12 protein-coding genes are annotated in these 13,064 nt (G+C 47.5%); 11 read left to right on the forward strand and 1 reads right to left on the reverse strand.

Annotated elements, in window-relative coordinates:
• Positions 1-189: 189 nt before the first annotated feature.
• Positions 190-744: an AAA family ATPase gene (locus QYB97_RS05350; RefSeq protein ID WP_301164946.1), complete on the reverse strand. Its 555-nt coding sequence runs from the start codon at positions 742-744 to the stop codon at positions 190-192.
• Positions 745-1,104: 360 nt separating this feature from the next.
• On the opposite strand from QYB97_RS05350, the gene QYB97_RS05355 reads away from it, so the two are divergent.
• The 11 genes from QYB97_RS05355 (at position 1,105) to QYB97_RS05405 (ending at position 13,061) form a co-directional block, all read left to right on the forward strand.
• Positions 1,105-2,106 carry a LacI family DNA-binding transcriptional regulator gene (locus QYB97_RS05355; protein WP_301164947.1) on the forward strand — a complete coding sequence of 334 codons (1,002 nt, stop codon included), beginning with the start codon at positions 1,105-1,107 and terminating at the stop codon, positions 2,104-2,106.
• A 2-nt stretch (positions 2,107-2,108) separates the two neighbouring features.
• Complete coding sequence (gene rbsK, locus QYB97_RS05360) at positions 2,109-2,987, forward strand: ribokinase (RefSeq protein WP_301164948.1); 879 nt, start codon at positions 2,109-2,111, stop codon at positions 2,985-2,987.
• An 89-nt stretch (positions 2,988-3,076) separates the two neighbouring features.
• On the forward strand, positions 3,077-3,469 hold the full coding sequence (gene rbsD / locus QYB97_RS05365) for a D-ribose pyranase (RefSeq protein ID WP_301164949.1): 393 nt from the start codon (positions 3,077-3,079) through the stop codon (positions 3,467-3,469).
• On the forward strand, positions 3,469-4,965 hold the full coding sequence (locus QYB97_RS05370; RefSeq protein ID WP_301164950.1) for a sugar ABC transporter ATP-binding protein: 1,497 nt from the start codon (positions 3,469-3,471) through the stop codon (positions 4,963-4,965). The genes rbsD and QYB97_RS05370 overlap by 1 nt, the downstream gene beginning before the upstream one ends.
• Before the next feature lie 2 nt (positions 4,966-4,967).
• The gene (gene rbsC / locus QYB97_RS05375; protein WP_301164951.1) at positions 4,968-5,912 is read left to right on the forward strand and encodes a ribose ABC transporter permease; all 945 of its coding nucleotides are present in this window, start codon (positions 4,968-4,970) and stop codon (positions 5,910-5,912) included.
• Positions 5,913-5,942: 30 nt separating this feature from the next.
• Positions 5,943-6,872 carry a ribose ABC transporter substrate-binding protein RbsB gene (rbsB, locus tag QYB97_RS05380; RefSeq protein WP_301164952.1) on the forward strand — a complete coding sequence of 310 codons (930 nt, stop codon included), beginning with the start codon at positions 5,943-5,945 and terminating at the stop codon, positions 6,870-6,872.
• Positions 6,873-7,426: 554 nt separating this feature from the next.
• Positions 7,427-9,337 (forward strand): asparagine synthase (glutamine-hydrolyzing), encoded by a 1,911-nt coding sequence (asnB, locus tag QYB97_RS05385; RefSeq protein WP_301164953.1) that lies wholly within the window; start codon positions 7,427-7,429, stop codon positions 9,335-9,337.
• A 230-nt stretch (positions 9,338-9,567) separates the two neighbouring features.
• Complete coding sequence (locus QYB97_RS05390) at positions 9,568-10,464, forward strand: 5-oxoprolinase subunit B family protein (protein ID WP_301164954.1); 897 nt, start codon at positions 9,568-9,570, stop codon at positions 10,462-10,464.
• Entirely contained in the window at positions 10,457-11,428 is a 972-nt protein-coding gene (locus tag QYB97_RS05395) for a 5-oxoprolinase subunit C family protein (protein ID WP_301164955.1), read from the forward strand. Before QYB97_RS05390 ends, QYB97_RS05395 begins: the two co-directional genes overlap by 8 nt.
• Before the next feature lie 13 nt (positions 11,429-11,441).
• Entirely contained in the window at positions 11,442-11,681 is a 240-nt protein-coding gene (locus QYB97_RS05400; protein WP_301164956.1) for an acetyl-CoA carboxylase, read from the forward strand.
• 45 nt (positions 11,682-11,726) lie between these two features.
• Positions 11,727-13,061, forward strand: coding sequence for an acetyl-CoA carboxylase biotin carboxylase subunit (locus QYB97_RS05405; RefSeq protein ID WP_301165301.1), 1,335 nt, complete (start codon positions 11,727-11,729; stop codon positions 13,059-13,061).
• The last annotated feature ends 3 nt before the right edge of the window (positions 13,062-13,064 follow it).

The following is a 13,064-nucleotide window of genomic DNA, read 5'->3' on the forward strand; positions in this document are numbered from 1 at the left end:
CTTTCAAACCATGAAAAGCAAAGGTATTCTTCTGTCAGGACAAGGATGCACATCCTCAAAAGTTTTATAATGTAAAACTAAGTTTTTATACAATAACAAAAAAACAGATAATTCTGTCGATAATCTTATTATGGTCATAAAAGTTTGTCAATCCTTCTGGAAAGAATGGGCAGAAAGACCCGGATTCCTTTAACTCTCAGGATGAAGCCTTTTATACTCTTTAATGATTTCGTCGTACAGCTCTTCAACAGGCTGGGAGCTATCAAGCTTAAGAACAGGGCTTTTTGAAATTTTCATTAGATAAGAATGCTGGGCAAATGTGCCTGCATCGCTTTTATTTTTCGCAGTGTAATAGGTTTTGCACCATTCTAAAAAGTCGTTTGTAAATTCTCCATTTTCATCCTTCCACCAGGGTTTATTTTGGTTTTTCCGTTGGCGCTCTCTATCTCGTAACCGCTTCAATCGAATGGTTTCATCCAGTGAAAGGAAAACCAGGAGCTCCCGGTCGCCAAATCCATTGGGATACCATAAATCAATAGAACCCGAGACCGCATAACTGCTGAAAGTCTCTATGTCTGTCTGATACATTTCAATACGCTTTTCAATCGGGTTGTTTTCGGTAAAGGTATCATCTTTCCATAGGTATTGATCTGTATCAATCCACTTTATCTTTTCTTTTTCACTGATGTATTTGGCCAGCGTGCTTTTTCCGGTCCCCGACCCGCCGATGATTTGTATTTTCACTGACGTCACCTCTTGTTTTTTAAATTAATTTTACGAGATAAGAGATGTTAACTCAACCCGGTAAGCCGGCTGTATTTTTATGAAAATGACGTGATATGCAAGTATTTTTTGTCGAAGAGCAAGTAACAATGGTTGCATCGCAAGTATTTGTTGTCGAACCGCAAGTATTCAAGCCCATACCGCAACTAAATCGTGTCGAACCGCAAGTAAACGATATTCACAGCCCCAAATCTAATCATAATTTCTCTTTGACTTTTATAAAAAGAATAATTATACTGTGTGTAACCGGTTACACAAGAGAAACCGCTTATTTATTTCAACAACATGTAACCGGTTACACATAATTACGGGGTGTTCAGTATGGCAACCATCAGAGATGTCGCCAAACAAGCGGGTGTTTCCGTGGCGACGGTATCCAGGGTGCTTAACAGCAATGGATACGTAAACAATGAAACGAAGAAAAAGGTAGACGAAGCGATCCGGCAGTTGAATTACAAGCCGAATGCGGTTGCCAGGAGCCTTTATAAAAAAACATCAAAAACGATCGGACTCATCGTGCCGGATATTGGGAACCCCTTTTTCCCCGAACTGGCAAGAGCGGTGGAGGATACGGCTCACAAAAAGGGCTACAACGTGGTCTTTTGCAACACAGACGAAAATGTGGAGAAGGAAGAGCACTATCTCGAGGTTCTGCTGCAAAAGTATGTGGACGGTGTAATCATTGCCTCCAACACACTGACCGCCCAAAAAGTGAAAGAGTTGAATATACCGGTTGTCAGCATCGACCGTAAGATTACAGCGGAAATTCCAACGGTGGTCGTAAAAAACAAACAGGGAGCACGCAAAGCGGCAGGCTACCTTAAAGAAATTGGCTGCCAGCGCATCGCCCATATCAGGGGTCCTCACCATATTGATAACGCAAATGAACGGGTCGACGGCTACCTTGAAGAAGTGGGGAGCGAGCCCTGGTTCAAACAAAGTTATATAACGGATGGTAACTATGTGATGAAGACCGCGATTCAGGCAACACTGGAGCTTTTGGAGCGCCACCCCGAGATTGACGGAATTTTCGCGGCGAACGATGTGATGGCAATTGGAGCAGTAAAGGCCGCATATCAATTGGGAAAAAAGGTGCCTGAGGAGCTGGCCATCATCGGCTTTGACGGCATTTCCATGGCCGAGGCGACGACACCGGAGCTCACCACCATTGCACAGCCGATTTACGACATGGGGACAGCCGTTACCGATTTGCTTGTAAAACTCATAGAAAAGAAGCCGGTGGAAAACACCTTCCTTGAACTGGACGTTGAGCTGATCGAGCGGGAATCCACCAGAAAACAGAAGAACAAGGGAGGTCGATAAATATGGCACCAAGGATCACGGTAGTAGGCAGCATTAACATGGATCTGGTCACTCTTTCAGAAAAAGTGCCGAAAATGGGAGAAACCCTTCTTGGCCAGGAATTCAGGACCATACCTGGAGGCAAGGGAGCCAACCAGGCGGTGGCAGCGGCTAAGCTTGGAGCCGATGTCCGAATGGTAGGCTGCGTCGGTGATGATGTGTTCGGAACGGAGCTGCTGAATCATCTGAACAAGCAAGGCGTAGATGTTACTCATGTGGAACAGGTTTCTGGTTCTACGGGAACAGCCACGATCCTTGTTTCAGAGGGAGATAACAGCATTATCGTTGTGTCCGCAGCCAACCATAGCGTGACTCCAGAGTTGGTGGAAAAGAAGCGGGAGGCCATTGCCGGAAGTGATTTTCTGCTGGTACAGCTTGAAATACCGCTGGAAAGCGTGCAGAAGGCGGTAAGCATCGCCAAGGAAAACGGAGTAAAGGTCATCCTGAACCCCGCTCCCATTCAGGAGTTGTCTGAAGAACTACTAGATCAGACGGACTATATCACACCCAATGAACATGAGCTGGAACTGCTGCTTCAGGGCCGTGATTTAGCATCACTTCAGGACAAAATCATTGTAACCAGGGGATCGGAAGGCCTAATGTTTTACCAAGACAATGAGGAAGTAAACATCCCTTCTTATAAAATTGAGGTTAAGGACACGACTGGAGCAGGTGATTCGTTTAACGGCGGATTAGCCGTGGGATTAAGCCAGGGCTTGTCGTTGCAGGAAGCCTGCCAGTACGGAAACGCTATCGCCGCACTTTCCGTCACAAAACTCGGTGCCCAGACCGGCATGCCAACAAAAGAGGAAGTCGAGCGGTTTATTGCCGCTAATAAATAATCATCTTGGTTAGTTGATTGAAGTGGAAAGCGAGCCCTTTGGAACGGAAATCAACCCCCAACAAACAGCACGAAAAAGAGGTGAGGCAATTGAAAAAACACGGAATGCTGAACAGCGAGATTGCGGCTGTTCTTGCACGGCTCGGGCACACAGACACCATCGTGATCGCAGACTGCGGGCTGCCGATTCCTGACGGCGTGAAGCGGATCGACATCTCACTGACCATGGGAACGCCAGGCTTTCTGGAAACCTTGAAGGCTGTCGTGGATGACATGGAGGCAGAAGAAGTTACGCTCGCCGAAGAACTTCAGGAAAACAGCACGTATCTCCAGCAAGTTCTGGACACGGTGCCGGCAGCCAACCAACTGATGGTGCCACACGAAACGTTCAAGCAGTTAACGAAAAATGCGAAAGCCGTCATCCGTACAGGTGAAACTACACCTTACGCCAACATTATTTTACATGCGGGGGTGATTTTCTGATGAATGAAACACCACTTGTTGAGTTAAGCGGAATTTATAAATCGTTTTCAGAGGTACATGTATTAAAAAATGTGAATTTTGAAGTGAGGCCCGGAGAAGTTCATGCTCTTATGGGTGAAAACGGTGCCGGCAAATCAACGTTAATGAAAATTATGGCTGGCATCTACCAGAGAGACAAGGGAACAGCGGTGGTGAAAGGAAAAGAGGTTCATTTTTCCTCACCGAAGGAAGCGGAAGAAATGGGAATCGGCGTGGTCCATCAGGAGCTGAACATTATTCCTTATCTGACCGTCACCGAAAATCTGTTTCTCGGAAAAGAACTGACCTACGGCAAAAGCGGCATTTTACGGACGGGGGCCATGCGGAAGCAGGCAAGAAAGGCACTGGAGGCATTGGGAGTGAATATCGATCCCGATGCGGTCGCCGGCGAGCTGTCCGTCGGGCAGCAGCAGATGGTTGAAATTGCAAAAGTGCTCGAGACCAATTCAGACTGCATCATTATGGACGAGCCGACTGCCGCACTCACCGATAGGGAAATCGAAGCCCTTTTTGAGGTCATAGAAAAACTGAGAAATCAGGGCGTGGGCATTGTGTACATTTCTCACCGCATGGAAGAAATCTTCCGGATTTGTGACCGGATCTCTGTGCTGCGAGACGGCAATTTTGTCGGGACAAAAACAGTCAGTGAAACGAACTTCGATGAAATTGTTTCGATGATGGTCGGCCGTGAGCTTGGTGAACGGTTCCCGGAACGGCAGGCCACGGTCGGACCGGAGCGGCTCAGGGTGGAAAACCTGTCGCGAAACGAGCACTTCAACGACATTCATTTTGATGTCAAACAGGGAGAAATCCTTGGCGTCGCCGGATTGATGGGAGCGGGCCGGACGGAAATCATGGAAGCCCTTTTCGGATACAAGAAAAAGGACCGCGGGACCATTTATCTCGACGGGCAGCGCTTGAACATTTCCAAACCAGCGGATGCGATTGCCGCAGGACTGGCCTTTGTCACGGAGGACCGCAAAGACAAGGGGCTTGTGACCGGGATGACCGTCCGGGAAAACTTCACGCTCACCAATTTGAAAGCGGTCTCAAAAAATGGAATTCTTTCTGCGAAATCGGAACAGGAAGAAACAGACCGGCTGATCAAAAGGCTTCACGTGAAAACATCAGGGCGGGAACAAACCGTCAAGTCACTGAGCGGAGGAAATCAGCAAAAAATTGTCATCGGCAAATGGATTAATAATCAGCCGAAGGTGCTCATTCTCGATGAGCCGACGCGCGGAGTCGACGTTGGCGCCAAGAAGGAAATCTATCAAATCATGAATGAACTGACCGAACAGGGAGTATCGATCATCATGGTATCATCCGAGCTTCCCGAAATCCTTGGCATGAGTGACCGGATTCTTGTCATTCATGAAGGGAAGATCGCCAAAATCTTAATGCGTGAGGATGCCGATCAGGAGAAAATCATGCATGCTGCAACAGGAGGGATGTAAGAATGTCTGCATCAACAAGAAAAATCAGCATTTTTCAGAAACTGGGTCCGCTTATCGGATTGGCTATTATCTTAATCGTTCTATCGATCTTAAGTCCGCAGTTTTTCACATTGGCGAACATTTTAAACGTGCTGCGGCAGGTGTCCATTAATGCGTTGATTGCATTTGGACTCACCTTTGTCATCCTGACGGGAGGCATTGACCTGTCCGTCGGGTCGATGCTCGCACTGTCCGGAGCCATAACGGCCGGACTGATGGCGGGAGGCACCGATCCGGTACTCGCCATGCTTGCCGGATTGGCGGCAGGAGCCGTCATGGGTGCCATCAATGGTTTGATCATCACGAAGGGAAAAGTGGCGCCGTTTATCGCAACCCTTGCCACCATGACCGTATTTCGCGGACTGACCCTTGTGTATACCGACGGAAAACCGATCACAGGTCTGTCTGATAACATGAGCTTTGTGCTGATGGGGCGGGGTTACTTCGCAGGGATCCCGATTCCGGTCATCTGGATGCTGGTTTCCTTCGCCGTTCTTTGGTTCCTTTTGAAAAAGACGACCTTTGGCAGAAGAACGTACGCCATCGGAGGGAACGAGGAGGCTTCACTGCTGTCGGGGATTAAAGTTGACCGCATCAAGGTGATGATCTACTCGCTCACCGGTTTGCTTTCAGCCTTTGCAGGAATCATCCTCACATCCCGGCTGAATTCCGCACAACCTACAGCGGGTACCGCATATGAACTCGATGCGATCGCAGCGGTTGTGCTTGGCGGAACGAGCCTGTCCGGAGGCCGGGGATGGATTTTCGGAACGCTGGTCGGTGCCCTTATCATCGGTGTGCTGAACAACGGGCTTAATCTGTTAAACGTTTCATCCTTCTATCAGCAGGTTGTAAAAGGCGGAGTCATCCTTCTCGCCGTGCTGATCGACCGCAAGAAAGCCGCTTAATTTTTAGTCAAAATAAGGAGGAATACTTTTATGAAAACCATGGTTAAAAGTTTTGTTCTATTGCTGGTAGGGGCTTTGCTCTTGACTGCCTGTTCGACAAAAGCACCAGGATCTGATAGTGACAGCAAGAAAAAAGGCAAAGGTGATCTAAAAATTGGTCTTTCCATTTCCACGCTTAACAACCCGTTCTTCGTTACGTTAAAAGAAGGCGCCCAGAAGGAAGCGAAAAAAGCAGGCGTGCAGCTTAAGTCAGTGGATGCACAGGACGATTCGGCAAAACAGGCCAATGACATTGAGGATTTGGTTCAGCAGGGTGTGGACGTGCTTCTTGTGAACCCGACGGACTCTGCAGCCATTTCCGCAGCGATTGAGTCTGCAAACAGCGCCGGCATTCCGGTCATTACGGTGGACCGCAGTGCGGAAGGCGGAAAAGTAGTCTCCCATATCGCTTCAGATAACGTGGAAGGCGGTAAAATGGCAGGCGAATATATCGCCAAGGAATTGAAAGGCAAAGGAAATGTAGTTGAGCTTGAAGGGATTTCCGGATCTTCTGCCGCACGTGAGCGTGGAGAAGGTTTCCACAAAGCGGTTGATAAAGAAAAGGGAATCAAAATTACAGCGAAGCAAACCGCAAGCTTTGACCGTGCCAAAGGCTTGAATGTTATGGAAAACATCCTTCAAGGCAACAAGAACGTGGATGCCGTATTCGCGCACAACGATGAAATGGCGCTTGGCGCACTTCAGGCACTGGAAGCTGCTGGCTTAAAAGATGTTATTGTCGTCGGATTTGATGCAACCGATGATGCGCAAAAAGCGATCAAAGACGGTAAAATGGCCGCAACCGTTGCCCAAAAGCCAGACATGATCGGTTCAGAGGCCGTACAAACCGCTGTAAAAGTGAGCAAGAAAGAAAAAGTAGAGAAGTTTGTGCCGGTTGATCTGGATTTGATTACAAAATAATCATGCCGGGGTTATGAAAATGACGTGATATGCAAGTATTCTTTGTCGAACCGCAAGTAAGTCTTGTCGAAGCGCAACTAAAAGTTACGGAACCGCAAGTATCGTCAAGAGTACCGCAACTAAATCGTGTCGAACCGCAACTAATCATTCAGCAGGACCCTTTGAAGATTTTCTTCAAGGGTCCTTTTTGTATTTTAGGAAATAAAATGCTCAAATAGTGAAACTTTCCAATTAGTTGCACGTCTAATATAGTGAGTACACAACTTTTATCACGGAAATTAACTAGGGCGAATTGCTACAATAAATGTATTATTTATGTAAAAATTCCTGTTATACCAGGGAAGCACGACTTTAGTTACCGAAATAAACATAGACTATTTAACTATAAAACTAAAAACACAGGTTATTACGTCCTATTTACTGGAATTGTGTAATTATTTATACTTATGTGGGATTAAAACCCATAATTGTAATTCGTTAATAATGATTTTACATATGCATGAGAAAGAAGGAAACGGTCTACTCAAATAAATGAGGAAAGTGTGATTTTCTGAATGTGCGGCTTTATCAGTGTCTTAAGCAATTCCCCAATGAACAGTATCGATCAAAACATTGAGCAGTTTAAAGATATGACCAAGATCATCTGGCACCGGGGTCCGGATGATGCAGGTTATTATTTTGATGATCATGTGCTCTTTGGCTTCAGAAGGCTGAGCATCATTGATATTGAAAGCGGAAAACAGCCAATCGGTTACGAAGATGACCGGTATTGGATGATTTTTAATGGTGAAATCTACAACTTCATTGAAATAAGAGAGGAATTGCAGGAACTGGGCTATACATTTCAAACAGAATCAGATTCCGAAGTGATTGTTGCGCTATACAGCTATAAGCGTGAAGCGGCACTGGACGATCTCAGGGGCATGTTCAGCTTTGTCATCTGGGACAAGAAGGAAGAAGAGCTCTTCGGTGCGAGAGACCACTTTGGCATCAAACCCTTCTTTTATCTGGAAGACCGTGACCTTCTATATTGCGCGTCGGAAAAAAAGAGCATCCTTCTGGCGGCCGATGGCGGAGAGCTCGACAGGGAAAGTGTGCAGCACTATCTTACCTATCAATTCGTACCCGAGCCTCATACGCTGTCAGAAAAGATTAAACGCCTGGAGCCCGGCCATTATTTCAAGAAAAAAATCGGCCAGAAGCTGCAGATCAAATCGTATTGGAAGCCGAAGTTCACGCCAAGAATCCAGGAGCTCGGTGCAGCAATCCAAGACATCCGCCATGTATTGAGGGATTCGGTCAGCCTGCATATGAGAAGTGATGTTCCGGTGGGAGCATTTTTATCGGGTGGGATTGATTCATCAAGCATTGTCGCTCTCGCAAAAGAGCATCACGATGCCCTGAAAACCTTCACGGTTGGATTTGAACGCGAAGGGTTCAGTGAAATTGATATCGCCAAAAAAACCGCTTCAGAACTAAATGTTGAAAACATCCACTACGTCATTCAGCCGGAGGAGTTTCTTAAGGAACTCCCCAAAATCATCTGGCACATGGACGAGCCGGTCGCCGATCCCGCAGCTGTTCCGCTCTACTTTTTAGCGAGAGAAGCGAGAAAGCATGTGACCGTCGTATTGTCAGGGGAAGGCGCGGATGAACTGTTTGGTGGATACACCATCTACAATGAACCCCATTCACTGAGGCATTTCCGGTATCTGCCTTCACCGCTTCGCAGAGCGCTGCCAAAAATCGCCAATGTTCTTCCCGAGGCGATGAAAGGCAAAAGCTTTTTAGAGCGGGGCGCCATGAACATTGAAGACCGGTATATCGGCAACGCAAAAATCTTTTTGGAAGAGGAAAAGGCAAGGCTTCTCACGAGCTATAACGAGAAATGGCCGTTCCAAAAAGTGACGCAGCCTCTTTATCAGAAGGCGCAGTATTATGATGACGTTCATAAAATGCAGTACATCGATATGCATACATGGCTGCGGGGGGACATTTTGGTGAAGGCCGATAAAATGACGATGGCCCACTCCCTTGAGCTCCGTGTTCCTTTCCTGGATAAAGAAGTGTTCAAGGTGGCATCCCGGCTGCACCCGTCTCAAACCATTGCGGAAAAAACAACAAAGTATGCACTGCGCAAAGCGATGGAAGGTACGGTGCCGAATTCGGTGCTCTATAATCGAAAACTGGGCTTTCCGGTGCCTATCCGGCACTGGCTGAGAAACGAGTGGGTAAGCTGGGCGGCGGAACTGATTGAAGAGAGTGAAACCGGTTATTTGTTTGATAAAAACGTCGTGTTTCAAATGTTGAAGGATCATAAAGAAGGCCGGCGCGACAACAGCCGCAAGCTTTGGACCGTACTGACTTTCATGATATGGCACCAAGTGTTTGTGGAGAACAAGTATTCGTTCGGATCCGAGGCGCTGGAGAGAAAAGAAGCAATGGTGCCTGTCTTTAATAGCTAGTTTAAAAAGGGAGCAGTCTGTGGGCTGCTCTTTTTTTTTGTTTCTTTAATTTCAAAAATGAAATTAAGATTTCAAAAATGAAAGACCAGCTCGATCTAAAATAAATAAGAAAATTCTAAAAAGACAATCAAGTAAGCGCTTTAGTCGGATTTCCTCCCTTTTTGCCGGGTTGGCACGAAAGTTGCATAACATATAGTGGGTGAACGCTAACTAACCATGGGAGGTGCAAGATGGCTGAGCAAAAAACGTCCTCGACCCGCTATGAACTTGGCGGTGATGAGTTTATTTTTGTAGAGTTGTCGGAATCCATGAATTTAGAGGCCATGTTTAAAGGAATGGCTATAACCAATGGACTGGCAGAGGAAAAGCTGGATGGCATTATGGATATCTGCCCCGGCAATGCTTCTTATATGATCCGGCTGAATCCGGAAGTAATTCATCCGCAGGAGGTCATTGAAAAATTAAAGAAGCTCGAAGCATCCACTACCGATTATGAAAATATTGCGATTGAGTCGCGCGTTATTGATGTTCCCGTTCTTTTTGAGGATCCGTGGACACATGAAGCTTTGATGCGATTCAGAAAGAACCATCAGGATCCCGACTCAACAGATTTGGAATATTGCGCACGAATCAATGGATTTGATTCAAAGCAAGACCTGATCCGCTCGATTGTGGATTATCCATTTCTTGTGTCGATGGTGGGATTTGTGCCGGGTCTGCCGTTTACGTTTCAGCTGACCAGCCAGGAAAAGCAGATTGAGGTTCCCAAATATGTAACGCCTCGTACCTTTACTCCAGAACGGGCCTTTGGCTTTGGCGGTGCGTTTGCGGTGATCTACCCTGTGCAGGGAGCGGGAGGCTATCAATTGTTTGGAACAGCGGCTGCACCGATCCTCGATGTTCAGCAGCAGCTGCCTGATTTTAAGGAATCGATGGTTTTCCCTCGTCAAGGGGATATCCTGAGATACCGTGATGTTGACAGAGACGAGTATGATTCGATCCGGCAAGAGGTAGAAGCCGGAACGTTCCGCTATAAGACCGAAGAACTTTCCTTTACACCGGGAGAAGTGATGTCTGATCCGCAAGCTTTTGCAGAAAAGGTGATGAGGAGGCTGTACCATGATTAAGGTATTGAAACCAGGATTGCAGACGACAGTGCAGGATAATGGACGAAACGGATATTATGCGCTTGGCATGCCGCCATCCGGTGCGATGGACAAGTTCTCCTTTCTGGCCGCCAACCTGCTTGTTGGGAATGACGAAAATGCCGCGGTCCTGGAAGCGACCTATTTAGGTCCCGAACTTGAATTCCAGACCGACGCAGTCATTGCGATTGCAGGCGGCGAGTTTCCTCCGAAGGTGAACGGACAATGTGTGCCGCTGTGGACAACACTGGCGATACGCGAAGGCGATGTTCTTTCGTTTGATTTTGTTAAGCAGGGAGCCCGCGTTTATATTGCGGTAGCCGGAGGGATTGAAGTTCCTGTGAAAATGGGATCCCGATCCACATACACACTGTGCGGCATCGGAGGATTTGAAGGACGCGCCCTTCAAAAAGGGGATGTTCTCGCTATTGGAGAGCGAACCGGCCCATCACCTGTGGAAGGGACCGCTGTTCCGGTCTATCTAAGAATGAAGTTCAGCAAAAGCAACGAAATCCGGGTGGTCATGGGGCTGTGCAGCTACCGTTTGACAGAAGAGGCCCGGAGGAAGTTTCTAAGTATAGACTGGACGGTTACGCCGGATGCCAACCGGGTCGGCTACCGGTTCAAGGGTGAGCCACTTGATTTTGTACCGAGAAAGCAGCCGTTTGGCGCAGGAAGCGATCCTTCCAATGTGACCGATTTGGGCTATCCGATCGGATCCATCCAGGTTCCGTCTGGGATTGAACCGATTGCCCTGCTGCATGACGCGGTAACAGGGGGCGGTTATGTGACTATCGCTACCATTATCAGCACCGATTTAAATAAAATGGGACAAATTAAATCCAATGAAACCGTCCGTTTTGTCGAAGTTACACTGGATGAAGCGATTGAAGCGAGAAAAGAACTCAACGCAAAGCTGGACGAAATCAAACAAATCATTAGTTAACGGAGGAAAAAAGATGAGCGAACAAGCAGTAATTTCAGAAGTGCCAGGTGTGTTTTACCGAAAACCGAGTCCGGATGAGCCGGTCTATGTGGAGGAAGGACAAAAAGTAAAGGCCGGGGAAACCATCGGATTGATCGAGGTCATGAAAAACTTTTATGAGGTGACGGCTCCGGCAGACGGAACGGTCAAAGCATTCAAGGCGGAAGAAGGAGATGTGGTAGACGCCGGCCAGGAGATTGCAGTCATCGAATAACATCCATGTAAAGAGGAGGCTGGAGAAGTGGGATATTTTAATCGTATGTTAATTGCAAACCGCGGGGAAATCGCGAGAAGGATCATGCGCACATGCAGGGAGCTCGGGATCGAAACGGTCGCTGTTTATTCTGAGGCGGATAAGGATGCTCCGTTTGTAAAAGAAGCGGATCATGGCGTTCTGATTGGCCCTGCACAGGCGAAACAAAGCTATCTGGATGGAGAGAAAATCATTGAAGCCGCAAAGGAAAAGCAGGCAGATGCGATTCATCCGGGCTATGGGTTTTTGTCGGAAAATGCAGCGTTTGCAGAGCGGTGTAAAGAAGAGGGCATCTGCTTTATTGGTCCGCAGCCTGAAGTGATGACGATGATGGGGGACAAGATTCAGGCCCGTAAAAAGATGGATGAAGCGGGTGTGCCGATCGTACCGGGCTATAACGGAAAGCTTGAATCCCTTGATGAAGCGTTGTCGGTTGCGGAATCCCTTGGCTATCCGCTCATGCTGAAGGCGAGCGCAGGCGGTGGCGGCATCGGCATGGAGCTCGTCCGGGATGAAGAAGAACTGAAGAAGGCCTTTGCATCCACAATGAAAAAAGCCGACTCCTTTTTCGGGGACGGAAGCTTGTTTTTGGAAAAATGGATACAGAACCCGCGGCATATTGAGGTGCAGGTAGTGTGCGACCAGCACGGAAACGGAATTCACCTGTTCGAACGGGAATGCTCCATCCAGCGCAGAAACCAAAAAATACTGGAAGAGAGCCCTTCACCGTTCCTGGATGACGCGCTGCGCGCGGAGCTTTGCGAAACGGCACTAAAGGGAGCGCAAAACATTAACTACACGAATGTCGGAACGATGGAGTTTATTTTTGACGATCATCAAAACTATTATTTCCTGGAGATGAATACGAGACTGCAGGTCGAGCATCCGGTTACCGAGGAAATTACGGGAGTAGACTTGGTCGCGCTGCAGATCAAGATTGCTGCCAATGAAGTTCTCGTACTTCAGCAGGATGACATCAAAATAAAGGGCCACGCGATCGAAAACCGGCTTTACGCGGAGGACCCGAAAACCTTTTTCCCTTCCCCGGGATCACTGGAAACGCTGGAGCTTCCAAAGGATGGGGTACGTCTCGATTTTGGCGTGGAGCAGGGAAACAAGGTGACTCCTTTTTATGATCCGATGATCGGGAAAATTATTACGTTCGGAGAAGATCGGAAGGCCGCCATTGAACAGATGAAGAAGGTGCTTGAAGAGATTAAGGTACAGGGCATCAAGACAAATCTGCCGCTGCTCCAGGAAATTCTGGACAGCAAGGCGTTTAGAGACGGAAACTATACCACGAAATTTGTTGAAAACCACTTAACGCTTCAAAACGTTTAAGAA

Origin of the sequence: Fictibacillus fluitans (assembly GCF_030418125.1) — a bacterium.
GTDB classification, from domain to species: Bacteria; Bacillota; Bacilli; order Bacillales; family Fictibacillaceae; genus Fictibacillus_C; species Fictibacillus_C fluitans.